Below are 22,753 nucleotides of genomic sequence, written 5' to 3' on the forward strand. Positions count from 1 at the left end.
TAATTATTTATATCAAATAATTATCGTAAATAGAATTTTATGAGCAAACATCAATTTATGAAACTAAGCATAAAAAAAACAAGCTCGGCAAACGTGACCGAGCTTGTCCAAAAATGGAGTTATATTAAGAAATGATCTATTAAAGATACTTTGCCAGTTCATCAAGAACGCCGTCAAGATGTCCGTCAATAAAGCCATAGTCAACACCCTTGTATGACCAAGCCGCTCTTCCGATAGAACATTTCTCAAAGGCACTGCTTATATCCTTGTACCAGTTAAGAGTATTTTCAGCAGATGCAAGATTTATAACACCGTATTCGCCACAATACATAGGAACATTTCTTTCCTCTGCGACCCTTACAGCCTCAGCAAATCTTCCCATAAAATAATCAGGCGTAAATTTCTCTGTCTTGACCTCCTCGTATGTCTGCATATATTCAAGACCAAGACGCTTTATCTCACTTCTGTATTTTGGGACGCTGCCAGGATAATCGATCCTGAAATCTCTCGGCATCTCATCTACCCAATAGGCAGCCTGATGAGTGAAAAGAAATGGGTCATAGCAATGGAAAGTATAAACTATATGCTCGTCATAAGGCTTATCAAGGTCTTTCATTGAATCAATAGAGTTGTTCCAGTAGCTGCCCACAATGATATTTATATCAGAGCTGTATTTTCTGATAAGCTTTATGGCATTTTCAACGATAGCATTCCATTTTGCACTGAATTTCGGGTCAGTTACCTCATTGAGAAGTTCAAAAGAGACCCTGTCAGAATATTTGCTGAAACGCTTTGCAAACTCTTCCCAAAGGTCATAGAATTTCTGCTGAAGCTCAGCATTATCAAAGAATCCGCTTTCAGCCTGAGCCTTGTCAAAGAAAAAGCCCATTGTCTTATGGAGGTCAAGTATCATATTGATACCGTTATTTCCGCACCAATCGATACACTTCTGAACATAGTCGAAGCCGCTCTCTATAAAGCCGTTTTCGTCCTGAAAGATATTATAATCAACAGGCACTCTAACGTGGTCGCAGCCCCAGCCCTTTATACGCTTGATGTCCTCCTCAGTGATAAAATTATCAAGATGTTCCTTACTGTAATCGCATTGTGACAGCCAGCCTCCGATATCGATGCCGTGCATATAGCCATTAAATCTTCTCATATTTTTAACCGTCCTTTCTGATTCTAGTTTTGTTTGCAACTATATCGTAGCACTATATAGCCAAAAATTATATCATAATTTTAATATTCGTGTAAAAATCGTAATGCTATTGTGGCGTTCTAAACATACATTTCCAACTATTGACGAGCATTATGTTGCACGAAAAATAATTGCACTCCTCAGATTAGCGGATAGGCTGTACATAAAATAATGCAAGGCCGCTGCAGGTCACGAATTAATACGACCTGCGGCGGTGACTTCTTTTATAGTTATCTGTGATCTAATTACCTTGAAACATAGCTAACATACTATTTCATATCCAGCGGATAAACAGGTCTTCTTATCTTCTTAAATTCACCGATTTTTGTAACGTCAGGATTATTGACACCTATACTCTCTGCTGTAAAATATACATATTCCTTGTCGCTAAAATTTGCCTTGTATGAATGGCCGAAGCCTTTGAGAACGAGAACTGAATATTTGTTGCTGTCAATGTCAAGATGTCTAAAAATATTTATCATCTCCGTTGGAACTTTATTTTCAGTTACAACAATATCTGCTTGTTCCGTGCTAATAACAGCTATGCGACCATAATCAGTATATGTTTCCCCATAATCTGCAAATTCTTCACCATTAGCTTCGCACATTGGTATTGGTTTGCAAATGAGTTTAGTGACCACCGCCGTTATCGGTAAAGGTCGTCCGTGCTTATTATCAGTTTTTCCACCAAGAAGTCCCTTTATAACAGCACCCTCTCCTGCTGCAAAAGCCATTTCCGTGATCTCTCTATCACAGATAGTTGATACCCCTATTTTATTTATACCGCCATCAATAAGTTTATCAAGAATATAAGTACCATCAGCAGGACCGCCGCCGAGCGGGTCATCACATTCATCGATAACGGCATATTTCTTTGAAGGTGCACTCTTTATTGTGCATATTATTTTGTCAAGTGGATCAAGGTGCACAAAGAAACTATCTTTTCTGTCTATAAACATATTTGATATGTCATTACATATCGCCTGTGCATCGGATACATCTGTTGTCACCGTACAAATAATAGACGGACCTGCATTATATTTGTCAGAGCCATAAAAGCCTGCAAATGGTGATACATTGATAACGCCCGCCTGTTTCTCATATTCAAAAGCTTGGGCTATAAATGGCGTCATAGCACCACCATTTGTATCTGTATTGATCGCAGGCAAAAGGAGCGGTGGCTGAGCATATGCCGTTTTCATTACAAAGCCTTCTTCAAGCTGTCTATGATATATCTCCACACATTCCGATTCACGTTTCCTTATATCAACGTGAGGTTCTGTATTATAACCCAAAAGAAGGTCTGCATTCTTCACCATAAGAGGAGATACATTTGCGTGCAGGTCAAGTACAGCATATATCGGCGTACCTTCTCCAACAAGTGCCTTGATTGAGCTGAGCAAGTCCCCCTCACAATCATCAAAGCCTTCAACTACTGCTGCACCATGGAGATTGAGAAACACAACATCAGGCTTAGTAAAAGCGATCCTTTCAAGCATTCTCTCTTTTATAGCGACATATACATCTTTTTCAATAAGTCCCGACGGCGTAGCAAACGCAGCTGGCAGAGGTAATACATCATCATTATACTTTGCCAATGTCCTCAAAAAGCCCGTTATCTCACGAGCGTCGTTGAAATACTCCGTAAACTCCTTAACATCATCAGTATCAATGTAATCACGAGCTTTAAAGCTGTCAAGGTCTGTGCGTATAGCACAGAATGTATTTGTTTCGTGAAAAAAGCCGCCTACCGCCGCTCTCATAAAAATCATCTCCAATAGTCATTATTAAGGGTTTAACATTACCTTATAAAAATTATATTAAATTATAAAAGAGATTTCAAGGTCATAACACCACAATTGTCTCTGTGTTCTTTGCACAATTACTGATTATTGTGCACTCACAACAACATTATTTGTAACTTGCACAACTTGATTAATCTTGTTTATTGTGATATACTTAGGTCATAGAAAGACAAAACAGAATATTTCAAAGAACAAAGACGTTATTTCCTTTTTAAAGGCAAATGGCGTCTTTTTTATTCAGGAGGTTGGATTACATGAAAAAAATCGAAATTATCACAAGAACGGAAAAGCTAGAGATTATCAAGAAGATCCTTGTCAATCACAATTGCCTTGGTCTCACCGTTTATTCAGTAATGGGTTGTGGACGTCAGAAAGGTCATATCAGCAAAGCTGAAAATGATGATGTTGCAACTAATCTTCTCCCTAAGATATATGTTATGACAGTTGTAAAAGACAGTGAGCTAAAGCTCATTATGAACGACATCTACAATGAGATTGGTACAGGAACACACGGCGATGGCAAGGTATTTGTATCTAACATCGAAGATGCCATGAGAATCCGTACAGGAGAATGTGGAGAAAATGCTTTGTAAGCAGTAAGAGAGGTAACTATGAAAGAGAAAAAAGTAATAGTGTCCTTAAAAGGCATATCAAAAACATATGACAATGATGTCAAGGTCGTCAAGAATATTGATCTGGATATTTATGAGGGCGAGTTTTTGACTATTCTTGGAGCTTCTGGCTGTGGCAAAACCACCACGCTGCGTATGATAGCTGGCTTTGAGGACGTTTCCTCCGGCGATATTTGTATCGACGGCAGCTCCGTGATAGGTGTTCCGCCTTATAAAAGGCAAGTAAATACGGCTTTTCAAAGTTATGCTTTGTTTCCTCATCTTAGCGTTTATGACAACATTGCATATGGTCTGAAATTAAAAAAAGTTTCCAAAGCAGAGATACACAAAAGTGTTTCACATATGCTTTCGCTTATCAGGTTAGACGGATATGAAAAAAGGAAGCCTGCTCAGCTTTCAGGCGGACAAAAACAGCGTGTATCTATTGCAAGAGCACTCATCAATAATCCAAAGGTATTGTTGCTTGACGAACCATTGGGGGCTCTTGACCTTAATCTCAGAAAGCAGATGCAGATGGAATTGAAAACAATGCAGAAAAAGCTTGGCATAACATTTATATACATCACTCACGATCAGGAAGAGGCTCTGACGATGAGTGACAGGATTGCTGTAATGCACAAGGGCATACTTGAACAGGTCTGTTCCCCAAAGGAACTTTATATGAAGCCAAAAACAAAATATGTTGCAGAATTTATCGGTGAGTCAAATATCTTCGAGGGCGTAGTAAAGGACAGAAATAGCGACAACTGCACAGTTGCGATCGAAAGTGGAAACATCCTGTGCAGCGGTGATGGTTATGTTGCAGGACAAATGGTATATGTTTGCATTCGTCCAGAAAAAGTACGGATCACAAGAAAAGCAGGAAGCGGCAATTCACTGCCAGCCGAGATAAAGGAGCAGATATTTACTGGCAATATGATGAAACATATTGCCGTGCTTTCTAACGGACACGAGATAAAAGTTGCAGACATTGCTTCCTACAACGATATAAATATCGGTGACAAGGTATATCTTGAATGGGACGCAAAGGACGCTGTAATGATCAAAAATCCGACAGGCCCTATGGCCGAAAATTTTGACACATTGCGGGGGGTGCAGTAAATGACAACATCACGCAGCAGGTTCAATTTCACGGCACTTGTATATATTCTCCCACTAACTTTGGCACTTCTGCTGCTGGTGGTACTTCCACTTTTATATGTTGGAGCAATGAGTTTTATGGGACGTGGCGCATACGGCGGCACTATCAAAAGATTTACAGTTGACGCTTATGAGTCTCTTGCAGATTTTACTTATCTCAAAGCCGTAGGAAGATCAATATGTATGGCTCTTAAAAGCTCTGTATTATGCATATTGCTTGGATATCCATTTACCTTTATTGTGGCAAGAAAGTGGAAAAATCAGGCAAGCTGCTTATGTTTCTGCTCATGATACCTGTTTACACCAGTAGCCTTGCAAGACTATATAGCCTTGTTATAATGTTTAATTCATCTGGCTTGATAAATACTGCTCTTATGAAGCTTCATATCATAAGCTCACCTTTGCAGATGCTTTATACAAACGGCTCGATCACAATTGGGCTTGTACAATATCTTCTGCCGTTTGCAGTAATGCCGTTATATTCATCTATAGAAAAACTTGACGAAGCAACTATCGAGGCGTCTTATGACCTTGGAGCAGGCAAGATAAAGACCTTCATAAAGGTAATTCTCCCTATGACTTTTCCGGGAATAATCGCAGCATTTATCATTCTTTTTGTTCCTGCTATAGGCACATATTTTATTACAGATGTTATCGGCGGTGGAACAGTATATATGATAGGTAACATTATATGCAACCAATTTCTCAGTGCAAGGAACTGGCCTCTCGGTGCAGCACTCTCAGTGTGCGTTGTAATATTCATTCTGCTTATGCTTTATCTTTACAGTAGGATAGGAAACCTTGATGATTTGGGGGCGATGTAAATGAAAAACAGCAAACTTGTAAATAAAATAACGAATGCTTATGTGATGCTGATATATGTGTTTGTATTTATCCCTGTAATAGTTATGGTCGCATTTTCATTCAACAGCCTGTCTTCAAATCAGCATTGGGAAAGCTTCACGCTTGATTATTACAGCAAACTGTTTTCTGATAGTGAAATGATCCAAGTACTTATAAACTCACTTACACTGGCAGTAGTAAGTACGCTTGCCGCTATCTTTATCGGCACCCTTGGTGCATATGCGCTTTGCAGGCTTAAATTCAAGGGCCGTTCGTTTCTGAATTTTATGGTTTTTGTACCTATGGTGATCCCAGAAATAGTTATAGCGGTAGCATTTCTTGGGCTTACAGGTGCAGCTGGCATATCAAAAGGCTTTGGGGTTATGGTATGTGCGCATACTATATTCATTCTTCCGTATATTATTGTTACGCTCAAGTCAAGATTTGCAGACTATGATGTTTCTATAGAAGCTTCACTTGACCTTGGTGCAAACCAGATATATACATTCATACACATCATCTGTCCTATGATACTTCCAGGTATTTTTACTGGCGGACTTATGGCATTCTCGCTGTCATTTGACGATCTTATCGTATCAAATTTTCTCAGCAACACGGGATATACCACACTTCCTGTAAAAATATACTCAAATCTGAAGGTAGGTATCTCACCTGAATATAACGCATTGTTCACCATAATACTTGCGGTAATGCTTATAGCTACCGCGGCTATTGCAATAAAAAAGAAAAGAGGAAAGTAAAATGAAAAGAAGAAAATTTCTGGCGTTGACAGCAGCATTGGTATTGGCGGCAACAACCGGACTGGCTTCCTGTGGAAACAATTCAGGCAGCAAAGGCGACACAAAAGAACTTAATATGATTCTCTACCCTGACTATGTCCCTCAATCTGTCATTGACAGCTTTGAAAAAGAAACAGGCATAAAGTGTAATATCGACTATGTTGACAATGATACTCTCATCTATACCAAGTGGTCAGAAGATCCCAAGGGTTATGATATTGGTCAGCCTGCTATTTCTACTCTGCATGCACTTATCGATGCAGATATGCTTCAAGAAATAAGCTATGAAGATATTCCAAACAGCAAATATATTTCCACAGATAAATGTGATATCTCACTGAATGACAATGACAAGAAGTACTCTATTCCATATAACACCACCGGCGGTTACACTTGGATATACAACACAAAGACCTGTCCTGTCACTATCACAAAAATGGATGATCTTCTTGATGAAAAGCTTCGTGGTCAGATCGTTACAATGCCTTATTCTTTCATGTGGTATCCGTCAGCACTTATGCACCTTGGATATTCAGACTCCTCTACAGACGAAAAGGAGATTGCTGAAGCAACAGAATGGGTCAAGAAGCTTACTGCGAACGTAAAGGTGTTCGACGGCGCAACACCAAGTTCTTCTGTGAAAAACGGCGAATGCAGTGTTGCTCTTACATTTGCAAGTGACGCTTCAAGAGCGCTTCTTGATGACCCTGATCTTGATTACCTCAAGGTAGAAGACCAGACATTTATGCAATGCACACAGTATTGGGTCATTGGAAAACAGTCACCTAACAGCAAGAACGCCGAAAAATTCATTGATTATGTATGCGACCCTAAAAATTATGCAGATTGTCTGAATACATACCCTGCTATATCAAATAATGAGGAAGCGCTGAATTATGTTTCCGATGATTATAAGAAAATAGAAGGTATGTTTGAGATCCCTGATGATAAAAAATCATACATTCTCAATTCGGACGTCCCTACTGACGCACTTTCCGCATATGATGAACAATGGAATAAGATCATGTCAAACTAAGGAGTGATCCTATAATGAGCAAAGACTATTCTGAGATAGCATACAAACATACACGTTTTTTTGTTGAAGAATGCGGAGAGCGTATCGCAGGCACTGCACAGATGAACAAGGCAGCAGAACACGCTGTCGAAGTGTTCAGATCTCTCGGCATGAAATATATCCAGCATCATTTTCAAGTACCTGTTTGCAGCACTGAAAAAAGCGTTGTTGAGTTGATCTCAAACAAGCAGATCACACCTCTGCCACATACTAATGTGTGCTTCTGCACAGATACACCAGAGGGTGGCTTAACAGCGGAAGCTGTACTTATACATTCAGACGTCAAGAAAATGGGTGTTATCGGCGAGATCTATCCTATCAGTGACAAGTGTATAAAAACAGATATCAAAGGAAAGATCGTAGTTATAGAGCGAAGCGTTCTTATGGATTACCCAGATATAGATACCTACAAGGTACTTGAAAAATATAAGCCCGCTGCCGTAATATTCACAACAGACGAGTCACAGCAAGGCATACCATATGTGTATTCAAATTTTGAATACAGAGAAGCACAGTATATGCTGCCGTCATTCATAATGAACAAAAATGATGTGAATAAACTGTTCAGCCAAAATGATAAGGTCATACTGCACGTTGAATTAAAAACTCAGGTTCAGAAAAAAGAAAGCACCAATACGATAGGTGTGATAGAGGGTACAGACAAGCAAGATGAAGTGATCTTGATCTCAGGTCATCTTGACTCGGCAGTCAGCAGCAAAGGTGCTGTTGATGATGCAGGTGCAATAGGCACTGTTATGGCATTAGCAGAAAAATACAAGGCTCTATCCGACAAGGGCGTCAGAACACATAGGACCTTGTATTTTGCCTGCTGGTCGGGTCACGAACCTGGTCTGCACGGAAGCAAATACTTTTTGCAGCAAAACCAGGACATTTACAAACGTATAAAATATAATATCAATTACGATATCATTGGAATGACAACGCCTTATTCCATAACCTATGCAGGCGTAAAAGACTTTGAAGCGATATTTGAAAAAATATTTGAAAAGTGCGGCTCAACGTTGGACATTTTTTCCGGACCTGTTCCCTGTGACACACTAAATCTCACATCAAACAAAATCCCTAGTCTTACTATGTCAAACGGTGGATTCGTATGGGGACATACGCCTGCTGATGATATGAAAAACATTGACAAAAGGGGCTTTGATCAGCCTATTGATTTCTCAAGTGAGCTTATAAACTATCTTGACAGCCTTGAAAAAATACCTCAGGGATACACTGATGATATTGAAAAACAGCTTGATATATATGCCACACGATATGGCTGGGATTTCTGACAGGGGGCATATGTTATGAAAATAATTGATCTGAGCGGCGAATATACAGAAAAAATGTGGTATTATGGTGAGCCATATACGCCATACAGCGTAAAAGATCTTGCGTGTGTCGATAAAAATGGCTATATTGCAAGAGAATATACACTGACAGCCCACACAGGCACTCACATAGAAAACAGCGCTCATTGGAGCGAAAATGCACAGGGAATAAGCGAGACCCCTATTGAGAAATTCGCAGGTAACGCTCGGTTACTTTACCTGCCGTTCTCAGAAAGCAAAGAGATAACAGTGAAAAGACTAAAAGCAGCAGGTGCTGATGGTCTTGAAAAAGACGAGATATGTATTATCCGAACAAATTGGGATAGCTTTTGGAACAAAAAAGAATATGTATCTGAAAGCCCATATATTACAGTACCTGCGGCAGAATATCTTGTATCAAAGGGAATAAAACTCGTGGGAATGGACAGCCCTATGATAGGCGATCCGAATGACGGGATCTCATCAGTAGGAGCTGACCTCGTTCTTCCCGACTATAAGTTTTCAGAAGCAGGGATACCGATAATACTTGGTCTTGTAAATTTATCATCTCTGCCTGAAAAGTTCTTTTTTACAGCCTTTCCACTAAAACTGCATAACGGTGAAGGAAGTCCCTGCCGTGCAACCGCAATAACATTTTAAGATAAAGGAGCTATTTATTATGGAATATGAAATTCAGAAACATCTGCATTATGCAGGAATACCAAGTTTTAATCTTTATCCGTACACACAGGATACTGAATGTGCTGACATAACTATAATGGGTGTACCTTTCGATAGTGGTGTTACAAATCGTCCAGGTGCAAGACTTGGACCAAGAGCTATAAGAAATATGAGTCAGCTCACAAACTGCTTTGCCTATCCATGGAGCTACAAACTCAGCGATAAAGCAAAGATCGTTGATTACGGCGATGTAGGATACTATGTGGGTGCAAATACAACGAAGGTAATGCTTGAGGAAACGTATAATACTGCCAAAAAAGTTTTTGAATCTGGCAGCAAACTTCTTACCCTTGGCGGAGACCACACTATTCCATATGGTATGGTCAGAGCTGCAAGCGAAAAGTTTGGAAAACTTGCTCTGCTGCATTTTGACTCTCATCAGGACAGCACTCCGTCCACTGATGGAAATGTATCCCACGCAAACTTCGCATATGACTTACAGGCTGAGGGGTGTATCGACCCGTCACATTCGGCGCAGGTTTTTATAAGAACTGAAATGACTAAATGTGGATATAATATTTTCTATGCTATGGACGCTGTAAATATGGATATGAAAGAGCTAGCTAGACAGTTGAAAGCCATTGTGGGCGATATGCCTGTATACATAACCTTTGATATCGATGCTCTCGATCCCTCGGCTGCACCAGGTACAGGTACGCCTGTTATCGGCGGTCCTACCTCAGCTCAGGCAAGGCAACTACTTTACGAACTGCGTGGTATCAATGTTGTAGCAGCAGATCTTGTAGAGGTGCTTCCCGCATATGACCACAGCGAGATCACCGCACTTGCGGCGGCAACGATCGCACAGGACCTTATGTATCTTATGTATAATAAAGAATAAATCTCGCATCTCCAGCCCATAGTTTTACCTATGGGCTAAAGGTGTTTTTAGGAGTGATAACAAATGAACTGCGAAGATCTAATGAACATACCCAAAATATATTCAGGAATGAAGCTTATAGCGGGTGGATCAGGAATGTACAGAAACATACGGTGGATATATTTTGCCGATTGTACACAATGTCTTTCAGATGATTTTAAAGTCTCACAGTTGATACACGGAGGAGAACTTGTTATTGTCACAAATGCAGCACTTACAGACAATGATGACAAAATGCTCAGTATGATTGTGGAAATGAACCAAAAGAATATAGCTGGGCTTGTTATAAATGTCGGACAGATATCACCTATGCTGACCGAATACTGCAATGACAACGAACTACCTCTGTTTGAACTGTCCTATGATCTGCACCTCATTGATCTTTCACAGATCGTATGCAAGGCATTGGTGGAAGAAGAAAGCAACACAAACTCGATAGATCAGCTTCTTGCTGCAATAATTTATTCCTCTAATATAAATGACGCTGATATAAAGATACGGGCAGGCTATCTAGGCACTAGTATATCGGATAAAAATCATATAGTCGTGCTGAAGTTAAACAAAAACAACAAACTTCAGGACTCTTATGAAAATCTGCAAAGATATATCAGATATGAATTTAAAAACTATGGTTTGCAAAAAATGCTGATGCTCTGGCAAATAGATACAGGCATAATGCTTATCCCCTCGGAGTTATTTAGCCGCGATCTGCTCTCCAATATACTCACAAGGATAATAGACCACATTAGTTCTTACTACGGCATTGACGCAAAGGCAGGGATAGGATCTGCATATGAATACATATCGGAATTAAAGAAAAGCTTTCAGGAAGCTCTGAACTCCATTAAAATATCACACTCTGAAAGTAAAAGTCAGAAAGTATTCTTTTACGATAATCTCGGTATCTACTCGCTTATCGCGCAGATAAAAAATGATAAGTTTCTTGATGAATATGTAAATAATCATATAGGCAAACTGATACAATCTGATGTTTTGCAGGAGGGCGACCTTTGCAAAACGCTTGAAGCCTATCTTGATCATAACTGCAACGCTGCCGCAGCAGCAGAGCACCTGTTTATCCACAGAAATACAATGCGCTATCGTATGGATAAGATCAAAAAGATACTTTGCTGCGAACTTGATGATCTTGACGTCTATCTTGAACTTAAAATGGCGTTTGAGATCAAAAACTATCGTGAAAGTCAAAAAGATCAGTCATAATTTATTGTGTGCATACACCACAATAAAGATTATAAAGACAACACATTGCTGTTATACTGTTTTTTTCTTATAATTATATCAAAGGAAAAAACTTTCCGTAATAAAAGAACAGGAGTGACTTTATAATGCTAAGAAATTCATTGCCAACTATAATTACAGATAAGGTTCCAGGACCAAATGCCTGTGTACTTTTGAAAAAAAGGGACAACGCACTGCCTAAAGCGCTCTGTGGCTATACATATCCTATATGTATCAAGCGTGGAGAGGGCGCAATGCTCGAAGATGTTGACGGAAACATCTTTCTTGATTTTATCGGAGGTGTCGGCGTTCTCAACATCGGCTACAGCAGACCTGAGGTCGTGAAAGCTGTTCAAGATCAGGCAGAAAAATATTTTCACTGCATTTTCAATGTGGTGGCACACAGTGGTTACATTGAACTTGCTGATAGGCTCAACAAACTTATGCCATGCAAAGGTGATAAACTGAAAACATTCTTTGCAAACAGCGGTGCAGAGGCAGATGAGAATGCAGTAAAGATAGCCAAAGCATATACAGGAAGAAAAGGCATCATCTGCTTCTCTGGTGCATTCCACGGAAGAACAAATCTTACAATGGCTCTTACAGCAAAAAAATCTTATGCAAAGGGAATGGGTCCTTTCCCGTCTGATATTTACAGAGCTGAGTTCCCTTACCTTTATCATGCACCAAAAGGATATTCTGAACAAGAAGCGATAGCATATTACCTAGATAAACTCAACACTCTTTTTGATGAAGCTGCACCTGCCAGTGATATTGCAGCAATGATAGTTGAACCTGTTCAAGGAGAGGGTGGTTTTGTCCCCGCACCTATCGAATGGGTAAAAGCCGTCAGAAAGATATGCGACGATAATGGTATTTTACTTATTGCTGATGAAGTACAGTGTGGAAACTGTCGAAGTGGCAGATACTATGCCTCAGAATATTGGAAGGAAGCAGGTGCTGCACCAGATATTATAGCAACAGCAAAATCTCTTGGCGGCGGCGTTCCAATAAATGCAATAACCGCCCGTGAGGAAATTATGGATTCAGTACCTGTGGGAACTATTGGCGGAACATATTGCGGAAATCCTCTTGCCTGTGCTTCTGCACTCAAGGTAATGGATATAATGCTGGAAGAAGATTATGCAGGCAAGGCTGAAGAAATAGGTAAAAAGGCAACTATATTTTTCAGCGGTCTTAAAGAAAAATATGAAGAGGTAGGAGATGTAAGAGGTCTTGGTTCGATGCTTGGCGTGGAATTTGTAAAGACTAAAGCAGAAAAAGAACCAAACGGCGAACTTGTTTCTAAGGTGATACAGAACGCCCTTCAAATGGGACTTATGCTTGAAAATGCTGGCACACACGGAAACGTTATAAGATTTCTTGTCCCTCTGTGTGTAACAGACGAACAACTTGAAAAAGGCTTTAAGATATTTGAGACCGCTTTGGTAAAAGCAAAGTCTGATAAATAATACAAGAAAAGAGGTATTAAACGTGAGTATGGATTTTAATTACTACCTGCCTGTAAATATTGTTTTTGGAAGAGGAAAAGTCAGCTCTGTTGGAATCATCGCAAGCGATCACGGCAAAAAGGCACTTGTTGTCACAGGAAAAAGCAGCACAAAGCGCTCTGGGTTGCTTAACCGAATTTGCAGTCACTTAAAAAAATCAGGTATCGAATATACTGTTTTTGATAAAGTACCACAAAATCCTCTTACAACGACAGCTGAGCAAGCTGCACGAATAGCAAAAGACAACGGCTGCGATATGGTCATAGGCGTCGGCGGCGGAAGCGTTATGGATTGTGCAAAGGCAGCAGCATTTATCGCAGTAAATGACGGTGATATAAATGACTACATATTCAATCGTCTGAAAAGCGGCAAAGCTCTGCCGATAATACTTATCCCAACGACCTGCGGAACAGGCAGTGAGGGAAACGGATTTGCTGTATTAACAAACCCGGAAAACGGAGATAAAAAATCACTAAGATGCAATGCAATAGTTGCAAAGGCGTCTATCATTGATTCTGAATGTATGATGACTATGCCGAAAAATGTTTTGGCAAGTGTCGGTTTTGATGCCTTTTGTCACTGTATGGAAGCCTATATAAGCCGCATTGCTCAACCCTTTATGGATATTATGTGCGAAAAGGCAATGAAGCTTATTGCAGATGATCTTCCAAAGCTTTTTAAGGGTGACAATAATCCAGAGTACTGGGACAAGATAAGTATTGCAAGCACAATGGGGGGAATGGTCATAAATACCGCAGGTGTTACACTTGCACATGGTATGGAACACCCTGTCAGCGGTTTCAAGAATGCCGTACACGGCAAAGGTCTTGCAGCCATAACCCCTGCAGTAACAGAAGCAAGCATAAAAGGTGACCCACAGAAATTTGCATTTATTTCAAAAGTGTTAGGCGGCAATAATGAGAATGATTGTGCAGAACAGATAACAAAATTTATCGACTCACTTCGTCTTACCTGTACGTTATCAGATTTTGGAGTAAAAGAAAGTGATATCGATATGCTGACAGACAGCTGTATGAAAGTTTCAGCAGCAGGTATATCCTATCATCCCGTAAAATTTGACAGGTCACACATAAGAGATCTATATTTAAAGTCACTGTAAATCAAGCCAAAGGAGTTCTTTCTATGCGCAGATATAAAACATACATTAACGGAGAATGGTTTGAAGGCACTTCGGGAATTGTTCTGAGATCTGTTGATCCTTCAAATAACAAAGAGTTAGGCGAGATAGTGCAAAACAGCAAGGAAGATGTGGAATATGCAATAGAAAGTGCCTCACGTTCCTTTTACAAAACCAGAGAATGGCGTGATCTTGATGTTCAGCAACGAAGCGACAAGCTTCTAAAGATCGCTGATATGATAGAGAGCGAGATTGATGAAATAGCTAAGACAGAGTCAATGGACAACGGCAAGCCCTTGCGTGAAGCGCAGGCAGATGTTGACGATGCTGTGCATTGTTTCCGTTATTATGCAGGGCTTATCCGTACACCAAGCGGTCAAACTTACAATGTAAACAGCAATTTCGGCAATATGCACTCATACACAGTGAAAGAACCAGTGGGTGTCTGCGCACTTATTACACCTTGGAATTTTCCATTTTTGATGAGCGTATGGAAAATAGCCCCTGCACTTGCGGCTGGCAACAGTATAATTTTCAAGCCAAGCTCTGAAACGGTACTTTCGGCATTGAAGCTTTTTGAGATACTTGATAAATGTGATATACCAAAAGGCACTGCAAATCTGGTCATCGGTTCAGGAAGCACAGTTGGAAATCTTTTAGCCGAAAGCAAAAAGGTAGATATGATAACATTCACAGGCAGCACATCCGTTGGGCAAGGCATAATGCGGGCTGCTGCTGGCAACGTAAAAAAAATAGGGCTCGAACTCGGTGGAAAGTCACCTAATATCGTCTTTGCAGACACGGATATCGACAAGACCGTTGAATGGGTAATGATGGGTATATTTTTAAATCAAGGAGAAGTCTGCTGTGCAGGATCAAGGCTGATAATAGAAAAATCGATAAAGGATAAATTTCTAAAAAACTTGTCGAGAGAACTGATAAGCTTACCCTTGGCGCTCCTCTTGATAACCCTGATATGGGTCCGCTCATATCAAAAAAGCATATGCAGGACGTACTTGGATATATTGAAAAAGGAAAGGCAGAGGGAGCAAAACTTCTTTGCGGTGGATACAAATGTACAGATGACGATCTTGTCAACGGAAATTTCATCAAGCCTGCCATATTTGACGATTGCACCTCTGATATGTCAATAGTTCGTGAAGAAATATTTGGTCCTATACTTACTGTGCTGACTTTTGAAACAGAGGAAGAAGCAATAGAATTGGCAAATGATACAGATTATGGACTCGCAGGTGCTGTTTTCTGCAATGATACCGCAAAAGCTCTAAGGGTGATAAAAGAAGTTCGTGCAGGTATAACGTGGATAAACTGCTATAACCCAGCCTTTTCAGAAGCCCCGTGGGGTGGCTACAAAATGAGTGGCATTGGCAGAGAACTTGGTACAAGCGGTCTTGATGAATATCAGGAAACAAAGCAGATAAACATAAATATATCTGGTACACCTCTTGGGTGGTATAACCACTAGATTATACAAACCGCCGCAGGTCACGAATTAATACGACCTGCGGCGGAATTTTTTATCCCCCTTATTTCAAAAACTCCCCACTTTTTGAAATAACACCCCTCGCTCCCCACTCCTTATTTCAAAAACACCCCCTATCAACGTTTACATCTGCAAAGTTTACACTTTGTTTACAAAATGTAATCGTTATCCTAAGCAGCTAGCTTAACAAATCATGGAAATAAAGTGGTATAATGACATTGTGAGAAAAATAGTGCAAAACAACGCATATGTTGAAAGGAAGTAGTATAAAAATGAAAAATAAGGCTATTATAACACTAATGCTATTAGCAACTATTGCATTGACTTCTTGCAAAGGAAATGAAAACAATAGTGTTGCAGACAGCTCAAACCAAGATTATAGCACCAGTTCACAAATAACCACAAGTGTTGAAAATGAAACAGAAAATACAGAAACATCACCCGTTAGCGAACAAAATGCACAAACGACAGAGGAACATGGCACATATACCTCATATGAAATTCTGTCATTCAGTGCAATTCAAGGTGCAGTGATTACTGACCTTAAATACAACGACAAAGGATATCTTTCAAGTTGTTCATATTCATACAAATGTGAGGCTTGTGGAACCGTACAGTCCGGTATTCACGGTACATATTCGAGTGATAGAGGATCATTTATATGTCAAAATTGTGGTAACAATCAAAAAGTTGAAGTCAAAGCAATAGAAGATTGGGTTGAAATTCCATACTAAATATATCATTTAAGGAAGAAGATGTAAAGCATGAAACAAATCGTATGCGAAGTTTGCGGTAGCAATGATTTAGTCAAAGAGGACGGCTGCTTTATCTGTCAGTATTGCGGTGCTAAATATTCACCTGAAGAAGCTAAACGTCTTATTGTCGAAGTTAATGGCAAGGTCGATGTGTCGGGAAGTAAAGTCACAGTCGATAACACCTCTTTTGTAGAGCGTTCCCTCGAAAACGCACGCCGTGCAAAAGCTAAAGAAGATTGGGAAGAATGTGAAAAATACTATAACATGGTAGAACAGTATGAGCCAACAAATATCGAGGCTATTTTTTACTCCAGCTATGGAAAAGCAAGAATGGCACTTGTAGATTCTGACCGCTTTAAAAGAGAACAGAAAATTAAAGTGTTAAAAAATTCGATATCTGTAATTGATGACAATTATGATAGCTCACCAAAAAAATACGAAGAAAACAAAGCTTTGATTCAAAGAATCAATTCTGATTTGCTTGCTTTTTTAAATAGTTCATTTGTAATGAATACAACGACTGAATATGGTAAGAATGGCAGTTATACAACTAATGATAGTGAATACACTTATGATATGTTCGTGGAACTATCATTGGGAATGATCGAATCAATAGAACATATCATACATACTATACCGGACAAATATAAGACAACATATCTTTGGAAAATCATACGCCAACAATATGCATATATATATTCTGTATGTCGAAAAACGTCCTACCGCCATAACTATAAAAATAAAAGGCAATGGCTTGATTCAATAAATAGAGTTGACGAAAAATTGAAACAGTTAGATCCTAATTATTTAGAAGCTGATCTTGAAGAACTTCCAAGAACAACCAATGAAGTAAATGCCATTATAGCCGCTGCAATCGTAATAATAATGATAATCGTATTAGTTATATACTACATTTCCCAATCAATGTGATAATGAACAATAAAAGCTAAAATCCATACGATTATCACTCGCCTTTTTCCTGCATAAATTCCCCACCTCTGCAAATAATATTACTGCAATTTTGAAAAAACAACGGAGGTCATAAATATGAAAGCAACAGGAATTGTCCGCAGGATCGACGATCTCGGCAGAGTTGTCATACCTAAAGAAATAAGGCGCACCATGCGTATCCGTGAGGGCGACCCCCTCGAGATCTACACCAACCCCGACGGCGAAGTGATATTCAAAAAATATTCCGCAATAAACGAAATGTCCGAGGGCGCAGCTCAGGCAGCGGAAGTCATCTCAAAGCTTGGGGGAGCGCCTGCCGTGGTGTTCGATAAGGACCACGTCGTGGCAGTGTCAGGCGTGCCGAAAAAAGAGTATTCTCAGCGTCGCCTCTCCCCTGCCCTGGAGGAGCTTTTGGAAAACCGCAAAACCTTTGACTATACCGATACCACAGCCGAGCCGCTTAGAGCTGTCGAGGGTATCACCACACATGCCCTCACCATCGCCCCTATCCTCACAAACGGCGATATAACAGGCGCAGTGGCTTTCATGGCTACCGACGATACCGAGCTTTGTACCGATAAACAATCCATGCTCGCCAAAGCCGCCGCAATGTTCTTGGGCAAACAAATCGAAGAATAATACCAAAAAGGACCGCCGCCTGACCGCAGCAGTCCTTTTTTCTGTACTATTACATCAGCCATTACACCATGTCCTCCGCTGCCAACATAATAATAAACCCTCCGACCCATACAAATGGATCGGAGGGCAAACTGCAGACCACGCTGCGATGGAGCTGATAGTCGGACTCGAACCGACGACCTGCTCATTACGAATGAGCTGCTCTACCAACTGAGCCATATCAGCATATCAGACCTGAATATTATACACCAAAAACACACATTTGTCAACATCAATTCAAGCATTTTTTTTTAGTTTTGCAAAATCCCTATCAAATAGTCATATCATATGTACCTTTTGAATATAATGTATGAAATAAATACGTTTTCTTTCCGTATCGTTATTTTGCACAATAAAAAAACGCTGAAATATGCTTAAACGTTTCATAAATATCTTCGCAAACACCGAATATTCCAACTTTTCCGATCAAATGACTATCATATTTTCATATCAGGATAATATTTTAACAATATCATATGTCACAGCACACTTTTCAACAATTATTATCCGAAAACGTTTAATGAACGGGCTGTTTGATACTTTTTGTAATTTCACATAACATAATCGAATACAAAAGAAATGTTTATATACATTTTTCACATACCACACAGCTGGTTTCATATACTTCCTCAGAAAACACCGTGCATTTTCGCAGCTTTTTGATTAGCCTGTCAGTTCCTTTGTAACAAATCGATTACAATTGTTCAAATAGCATTGTTAAAATGCACAAAAGTAAAGTTGAAAAATTGGCTAAACCTCCATAATTTATTACAGAGGGCATAAAAATGTGAAAAAAGACTTGAAATTATGCCGAGAATATTGTATATTTTTATTAACGGAAACGTTTGAAATAAGTTTTCACGGAAAACATCAAGCGTAAACGTTTAAAATCTACGGAAAGGCGGAAATATCATTGGTTTCCTTAAAAGACATTTCCGTTCGCTGCGGAGTATCCGTCGCAACCGTAAGCAAAGCCCTCAACGGCCATAAGGACGTAAGCGAGGCAACAAGAGAAAGACTTATGAAAGCCGCCAAAGAAATGGGCTACTTCCCAAATTCTCAGGCAAGAGCTTTGAAGACCAACAGGACCTATAATCTCGGGGTCATGTATCTCGACGAAGCAGGAAGCGGTCTTACCCATGAGTTTTTCGCAAAGGTGCTTGACAGCTTTAAGACTACGGCTGAAGCAGCAGGATATGATATAACCTTTATAAATAGAGATGTGGGCAAGCAGAAAATGTCTACATACGAACATTGCAAATACCGCAATGTTGACGGTGTTATCATTGCCTGTACGGATTTTACGTCGCAGGACGTGTACGAGGTGATAAACGGAGATATACCAGTGGTCACGATCGACCACATCTTCGATTGCAGAACAGCGATCATGTCCAATAATGAAAAAGGTATGGAAGAGCTTATCAACTATGTGACGAAAATGGGGCATAGGAAGATCGCTTTTATCCAGGGCAACAAATCGGCAGTAGCCGAAAGACGTCTGGCAGGCTTCTATAAAGCTTGTATGACAAGAGGAATTTCAGTTGAACCCGATTGGATACTTAACGGTGATTATCACAACCCTGATCTAACTTATAAGCTGACAAAAGAACTTCTTAGCAGAGAGAACAAACCAACCTGCGTTTTCATGCCCGATGATTATTCAGCAATGGGAGCTTTTAATGCAGTCAAGGAAATGGGTCTTTCAGTACCGGAGGATATCTCGATAGTGGGCTACGACGGAATAGCTTATTCACAGCTTCTCTCTCCAAAGCTTACGACTTATCTTCAGGACACAGACCTTATCGGTGTAACAGCCGCAAAACAGCTGGTGTCACTGATAGAAAACCCACAGACCACCTTTAAAGAGGTGATAACAGTCGACGGAAAGCTGCTGGAAGGCGGCTCGGTAAGCGACATCAATTAATTCAAGGCATTAATTTTCCGCAGAAATGCTGCGGAGCAAATCAAATAAACTAATGCGATTTTAAGGAGGAAAATTATTATGGCAAATCTTAAGAAAGTACTTGCAGGTTCTCTGAGTCTCTGTCTGGCAGCTTCAATGTTCACAGCTTGCGGCAACACAGATTCATCTTCAACATCTGACAAGAATGGCGGCACAACATCAAAGGCTGGCGACGGCACAGGTATCAACAAAGATGCAGACAGACAGGATACTTCAAAGCTTCACGGTGTAGATTCATCAGAGGATTCAAAGAAGACTCTTACAATTTACTGCTGGAACACAGAGTTCAAGTCAAGACTTGATAAGTACTATCCACAGGGCACATCAAACGAGCTTACATACAACGAGCTTGCTGATGGTTCTAAGGAGATCGCAACAATCAACGGCGTTAAGCTGAACTGGGTACAGGTTGAAAACGAAGGTAACGCTTACCAGACAAAGCTGGACGAGGCTCTTAAGGGTCAGCAGGACAGCACAGAGAAGGTAGATATGTTCCTTATGGAGCTGACTACGCTCTGAAGTATGCTAACGGCGACGTTGCACTTTCTATTCAGGACCTCGGCATCACAGACGACGATATGTCACAGATGTATCAGTACACAAAGGACGTTGCAACAGATACAAAGACAGGCGAGCTGAAGGGTGTATCATGGCAGGCAACTCCAGGTCTGTTCCTCTACAACACAAAGATCGCTGAGGACGTTCTCGGCACAAGCGATCCAGAGAAGGTTCAGGAAGCTGTTAAGGATTGGGATACATTCACAGCAACAGCTCAGAAGATGGCTGACAAGGGCTACAAGATGGTATCTGGTTTCGATGATACATACAGATGCTTCTCAAACAATATGTCTAGCCCATGGGTAACAGACAACAAGATCACAGTTGACCCACAGATCAAGGCTTGGGCTGACCAGACTAAGGAATACACAGACAAGGGCTACAACAACAAGACTTCCCTTTGGGACGATGCTTGGGCTGCTGGCCAGAAGATCGACGGTGGCGTATTTGGTTACTTCTTCTCAACATGGGGCATTCCTTTCACACTTCTTCCAAACACAGTTGACGAAGAGATCAAGGCTGATGGTTCAAACGCTAAGGAAGGCAACGGCGGTTATGGTCTCTGGAAGGCTTGCTCAGGCCCACAGGCTTACTACTGGGGCGGTACATGGATCTGCGGCGCTATCGACTCCGATAACCAGGATATCGTTGCTGATATCATGAAGGTTATGACTTGCAACAAGGACGTAGCTAAGGCTATCACTGAGGGCGAGCAGGACTACACAAACAACAAGGCTGCTATCAAGGAGCTTATCGACGGCGGTTATACAAACGCATTCCTCGGTGGACAGGATCACCTTGCACTTCTTACAGAGGCTGCTGACAAGATCTCCCTCGAGAACAAGCTTTCTGCTTATGACCAGGGCTGCAACGAGAAATTCCAGGGTGCTATGAAGGACTACTTCCTCGGCACAGTTGATTCATATGAGGCTGCTCTTGAGAACTTCAAGAAGAACATCACAGACCTCTATGGTAACCTTACTTGCGATTTCTAATCGTATAAAAAAACAGTATCTAATTAAATATAGGGGGTGGAGGATATCCCCCCCTATTATTTATTAATCTCACGAAAGGAATAGGTATACTTATATGAAGAGAAAAAGCATAAGCTATGCCAAGTGGGGATATATTTTCCTTATCCCATTCTTTGTAGTTTACATCATCTTCTCACTATATCCTCTGTTCCAGACTTTCTATTACAGCTTTACGGACTATGTTAAGGATCAGGGCTCTATCGGCGGTGGTTGGACAAGACAGGCTGTCGAAGTAACACCGACATTCTGCGGTTTCGATAACTATTCAACTATATTCACATCAGGAAGTGATCTGCTCCAGTCTTTCTGGAATACGATCATCATGTGGATCGTAGGATTTATCCCACAGATCGTTATCTCTCTTATCCTTGCAGTATGGTTCACTGACCTTCGTCTTAAGATAAAGGCTCAGGGATTCTTCAAGGCTGTTATCTATCTTCCAAACGTAATCATGGCATCTGCTTTTGCATTTCTGTTCTACAGCTTGTTCAGCAGAGGCGGTGCTATCTATGATCTTATCAAGGTACCGCTCCTTGAAAGTGTTTGGGGATCAAGAGGTGTAGTTGGACTCATCAACTTCATACTTTGGTATGGTAATACAACAATTCTTCTTATGGCTGCTATCATGGGTGTTGATACATCACTCTATGAGTCAGCACAGATCGACGGTGCAACTTCCAGCCAGACATTCTGGAAGATTACAATTCCGCTCATCAAGCCTATCATGTCATATGTTCTTGTAACATCACTCATCGGTGGACTTCAGATGTACGACGTACCTGCCTCCTCACAAAGGATTTGGGTAACCCGAACGGAAAACTCAAGACCGTCGTAATGATAATCCAGGCAAATAAGCAGGGCGACATCGGTAAGGCGTCTGCACTGTGCGTAATAATCTTTGTTGTTTCCGCTGTTATCGGACTTGCACTTATGTTTGCGTCCGCTGACCATGACGGAAAGAAGAAAAAGAAGAAAAGGGGGTAAGTTGA

General features: G+C 40.5%; 22 protein-coding genes, 1 tRNA gene and 1 pseudogene. 21 read left to right on the forward strand and 3 right to left on the reverse strand.

Annotation, left to right across the window (positions count from 1 at the left end):
• Positions 1–139: 139 nt before the first annotated feature.
• Together DW793_RS05480 and DW793_RS05485 are read right to left on the reverse strand one after the other, a co-directional pair.
• Entirely contained in the window at positions 140–1,162 is a 1,023-nt protein-coding gene (locus tag DW793_RS05480) for a glycoside hydrolase family 5 protein (protein WP_118125406.1), read from the reverse strand.
• A 308-nt stretch (positions 1,163–1,470) separates the two neighbouring features.
• On the reverse strand, positions 1,471–2,964 hold the full coding sequence (locus DW793_RS05485) for a M81 family metallopeptidase (protein ID WP_181988300.1): 1,494 nt from the start codon (positions 2,962–2,964) through the stop codon (positions 1,471–1,473).
• A 296-nt stretch (positions 2,965–3,260) separates the two neighbouring features.
• On the opposite strand from DW793_RS05485, the gene DW793_RS05490 reads away from it, so the two are divergent.
• The 16 genes and pseudogenes from DW793_RS05490 (at position 3,261) to DW793_RS05560 (ending at position 18,170) form a co-directional block, all read left to right on the forward strand.
• The gene (locus DW793_RS05490) at positions 3,261–3,599 is read left to right on the forward strand and encodes a P-II family nitrogen regulator (protein WP_022288052.1); all 339 of its coding nucleotides are present in this window, start codon (positions 3,261–3,263) and stop codon (positions 3,597–3,599) included.
• A gap of 18 nt (positions 3,600–3,617) precedes the next feature.
• Positions 3,618–4,739 (forward strand): ABC transporter ATP-binding protein, encoded by a 1,122-nt coding sequence (locus DW793_RS05495; RefSeq protein ID WP_118157294.1) that lies wholly within the window; start codon positions 3,618–3,620, stop codon positions 4,737–4,739.
• On the forward strand, positions 4,740–5,069 hold the full coding sequence (locus DW793_RS14435; protein WP_147342161.1) for a hypothetical protein: 330 nt from the start codon (positions 4,740–4,742) through the stop codon (positions 5,067–5,069).
• A complete protein-coding gene (locus DW793_RS05500) occupies positions 5,030–5,602 on the forward strand; it encodes an ABC transporter permease (protein ID WP_181988301.1) in 573 nt (190 codons plus the stop codon). The genes DW793_RS14435 and DW793_RS05500 overlap by 40 nt, the downstream gene beginning before the upstream one ends.
• The gene (locus DW793_RS05505; RefSeq protein ID WP_118157296.1) at positions 5,603–6,382 is read left to right on the forward strand and encodes an ABC transporter permease; all 780 of its coding nucleotides are present in this window, start codon (positions 5,603–5,605) and stop codon (positions 6,380–6,382) included. It begins immediately after the preceding gene.
• Position 6,383: 1 nt separating this feature from the next.
• Positions 6,384–7,457 carry an ABC transporter substrate-binding protein gene (locus DW793_RS05510; protein ID WP_117939703.1) on the forward strand — a complete coding sequence of 358 codons (1,074 nt, stop codon included), beginning with the start codon at positions 6,384–6,386 and terminating at the stop codon, positions 7,455–7,457.
• Positions 7,458–7,471: 14 nt separating this feature from the next.
• The gene (locus DW793_RS05515; RefSeq protein WP_118157297.1) at positions 7,472–8,794 is read left to right on the forward strand and encodes a M28 family metallopeptidase; all 1,323 of its coding nucleotides are present in this window, start codon (positions 7,472–7,474) and stop codon (positions 8,792–8,794) included.
• 15 nt (positions 8,795–8,809) lie between these two features.
• Complete coding sequence (locus DW793_RS05520) at positions 8,810–9,472, forward strand: cyclase family protein (protein WP_118157298.1); 663 nt, start codon at positions 8,810–8,812, stop codon at positions 9,470–9,472.
• A 19-nt stretch (positions 9,473–9,491) separates the two neighbouring features.
• Positions 9,492–10,394 carry an agmatinase gene (gene speB, locus DW793_RS05525; protein ID WP_118157299.1) on the forward strand — a complete coding sequence of 301 codons (903 nt, stop codon included), beginning with the start codon at positions 9,492–9,494 and terminating at the stop codon, positions 10,392–10,394.
• Between the two features lie 63 nt (positions 10,395–10,457).
• Positions 10,458–11,654, forward strand: a complete 1,197-nt coding sequence (locus DW793_RS05530) for a PucR family transcriptional regulator (RefSeq protein WP_118157300.1) — start codon at positions 10,458–10,460, stop codon at positions 11,652–11,654.
• Positions 11,655–11,779: 125 nt separating this feature from the next.
• Positions 11,780–13,144 carry an aspartate aminotransferase family protein gene (locus DW793_RS05535; RefSeq protein ID WP_118157301.1) on the forward strand — a complete coding sequence of 455 codons (1,365 nt, stop codon included), beginning with the start codon at positions 11,780–11,782 and terminating at the stop codon, positions 13,142–13,144.
• 28 nt (positions 13,145–13,172) lie between these two features.
• The gene (locus tag DW793_RS05540) at positions 13,173–14,303 is read left to right on the forward strand and encodes an iron-containing alcohol dehydrogenase (RefSeq protein ID WP_118157302.1); all 1,131 of its coding nucleotides are present in this window, start codon (positions 13,173–13,175) and stop codon (positions 14,301–14,303) included.
• A gap of 23 nt (positions 14,304–14,326) precedes the next feature.
• Positions 14,327–15,807 (forward strand): annotated as a pseudogene (locus DW793_RS05545) (aldehyde dehydrogenase family protein).
• A gap of 290 nt (positions 15,808–16,097) precedes the next feature.
• Positions 16,098–16,559, forward strand: coding sequence for a hypothetical protein (locus tag DW793_RS05550; protein ID WP_118157303.1), 462 nt, complete (start codon positions 16,098–16,100; stop codon positions 16,557–16,559).
• 30 nt (positions 16,560–16,589) lie between these two features.
• Positions 16,590–17,510: a TFIIB-type zinc finger domain-containing protein gene (locus DW793_RS05555; protein ID WP_117864402.1), complete on the forward strand. Its 921-nt coding sequence runs from the start codon at positions 16,590–16,592 to the stop codon at positions 17,508–17,510.
• Positions 17,511–17,627: 117 nt separating this feature from the next.
• Positions 17,628–18,170 (forward strand): stage V sporulation T C-terminal domain-containing protein, encoded by a 543-nt coding sequence (locus DW793_RS05560; protein ID WP_118157304.1) that lies wholly within the window; start codon positions 17,628–17,630, stop codon positions 18,168–18,170.
• A gap of 149 nt (positions 18,171–18,319) precedes the next feature.
• On the opposite strand, the gene DW793_RS05565 is transcribed toward DW793_RS05560, so the two are convergent.
• Positions 18,320–18,395: transfer RNA gene (locus DW793_RS05565), tRNA-Thr, on the reverse strand.
• A gap of 727 nt (positions 18,396–19,122) precedes the next feature.
• Here DW793_RS05565 and DW793_RS05570 point away from each other — a divergent pair.
• The 5 genes from DW793_RS05570 (at position 19,123) to DW793_RS15240 (ending at position 22,748) form a co-directional block, all read left to right on the forward strand.
• A complete protein-coding gene (locus tag DW793_RS05570; protein ID WP_117905831.1) occupies positions 19,123–20,133 on the forward strand; it encodes a LacI family DNA-binding transcriptional regulator in 1,011 nt (336 codons plus the stop codon).
• A gap of 78 nt (positions 20,134–20,211) precedes the next feature.
• Complete coding sequence (locus tag DW793_RS15230) at positions 20,212–20,691, forward strand: hypothetical protein (RefSeq protein WP_252969683.1); 480 nt, start codon at positions 20,212–20,214, stop codon at positions 20,689–20,691.
• A gap of 59 nt (positions 20,692–20,750) precedes the next feature.
• Positions 20,751–21,725, forward strand: coding sequence for a carbohydrate ABC transporter substrate-binding protein (locus tag DW793_RS15235; protein WP_252969684.1), 975 nt, complete (start codon positions 20,751–20,753; stop codon positions 21,723–21,725).
• A 94-nt stretch (positions 21,726–21,819) separates the two neighbouring features.
• Complete coding sequence (locus tag DW793_RS05580; protein ID WP_252969686.1) at positions 21,820–22,599, forward strand: carbohydrate ABC transporter permease; 780 nt, start codon at positions 21,820–21,822, stop codon at positions 22,597–22,599.
• Positions 22,599–22,748: a hypothetical protein gene (locus DW793_RS15240; protein WP_252969687.1), complete on the forward strand. Its 150-nt coding sequence runs from the start codon at positions 22,599–22,601 to the stop codon at positions 22,746–22,748. Before DW793_RS05580 ends, DW793_RS15240 begins: the two co-directional genes overlap by 1 nt.
• The last annotated feature ends 5 nt before the right edge of the window (positions 22,749–22,753 follow it).

The organism is Ruminococcus sp. AM31-15AC (assembly GCF_003462045.1).
Classification (GTDB): domain Bacteria; phylum Bacillota; class Clostridia; order Oscillospirales; family Ruminococcaceae; genus Hominimerdicola; species Hominimerdicola aceti.

Excerpts from the sequence above, each read along its gene's own strand:
- DW793_RS05505 (WP_118157296.1), top strand. The coding sequence starts at position 5,603 with ATGAAAAACAGCAAACTTGTAAATAAAATAACGAATGCTTATGTGATG.
- DW793_RS05535 (WP_118157301.1), top strand. The coding sequence starts at position 11,780 with ATGCTAAGAAATTCATTGCCAACTATAATTACAGATAAGGTTCCAGGA.
- DW793_RS05530 (WP_118157300.1), top strand. The coding sequence starts at position 10,458 with ATGAACTGCGAAGATCTAATGAACATACCCAAAATATATTCAGGAATG.
- DW793_RS15240 (WP_252969687.1), top strand. The coding sequence starts at position 22,599 with ATGATAATCCAGGCAAATAAGCAGGGCGACATCGGTAAGGCGTCTGCA.
- DW793_RS05485 (WP_181988300.1), bottom strand. The coding sequence starts at position 2,964 with ATGAGAGCGGCGGTAGGCGGCTTTTTTCACGAAACAAATACATTCTGT.
- DW793_RS15235 (WP_252969684.1), top strand. The coding sequence starts at position 20,751 with ATGTCACAGATGTATCAGTACACAAAGGACGTTGCAACAGATACAAAG.
- speB (WP_118157299.1), top strand. The coding sequence starts at position 9,492 with ATGGAATATGAAATTCAGAAACATCTGCATTATGCAGGAATACCAAGT.
- DW793_RS05490 (WP_022288052.1), top strand. The coding sequence starts at position 3,261 with ATGAAAAAAATCGAAATTATCACAAGAACGGAAAAGCTAGAGATTATC.
- DW793_RS05480 (WP_118125406.1), bottom strand. The coding sequence starts at position 1,162 with ATGAGAAGATTTAATGGCTATATGCACGGCATCGATATCGGAGGCTGG.
- DW793_RS15230 (WP_252969683.1), top strand. The coding sequence starts at position 20,212 with ATGGCAAATCTTAAGAAAGTACTTGCAGGTTCTCTGAGTCTCTGTCTG.
- DW793_RS05580 (WP_252969686.1), top strand. The coding sequence starts at position 21,820 with ATGAAGAGAAAAAGCATAAGCTATGCCAAGTGGGGATATATTTTCCTT.
- DW793_RS05540 (WP_118157302.1), top strand. The coding sequence starts at position 13,173 with ATGGATTTTAATTACTACCTGCCTGTAAATATTGTTTTTGGAAGAGGA.
- DW793_RS05495 (WP_118157294.1), top strand. The coding sequence starts at position 3,618 with ATGAAAGAGAAAAAAGTAATAGTGTCCTTAAAAGGCATATCAAAAACA.
- DW793_RS05560 (WP_118157304.1), top strand. The coding sequence starts at position 17,628 with ATGAAAGCAACAGGAATTGTCCGCAGGATCGACGATCTCGGCAGAGTT.
- DW793_RS05520 (WP_118157298.1), top strand. The coding sequence starts at position 8,810 with ATGAAAATAATTGATCTGAGCGGCGAATATACAGAAAAAATGTGGTAT.
- DW793_RS05550 (WP_118157303.1), top strand. The coding sequence starts at position 16,098 with ATGAAAAATAAGGCTATTATAACACTAATGCTATTAGCAACTATTGCA.
- DW793_RS05515 (WP_118157297.1), top strand. The coding sequence starts at position 7,472 with ATGAGCAAAGACTATTCTGAGATAGCATACAAACATACACGTTTTTTT.
- DW793_RS05510 (WP_117939703.1), top strand. The coding sequence starts at position 6,384 with ATGAAAAGAAGAAAATTTCTGGCGTTGACAGCAGCATTGGTATTGGCG.
- DW793_RS14435 (WP_147342161.1), top strand. The coding sequence starts at position 4,740 with ATGACAACATCACGCAGCAGGTTCAATTTCACGGCACTTGTATATATT.
- DW793_RS05555 (WP_117864402.1), top strand. The coding sequence starts at position 16,590 with ATGAAACAAATCGTATGCGAAGTTTGCGGTAGCAATGATTTAGTCAAA.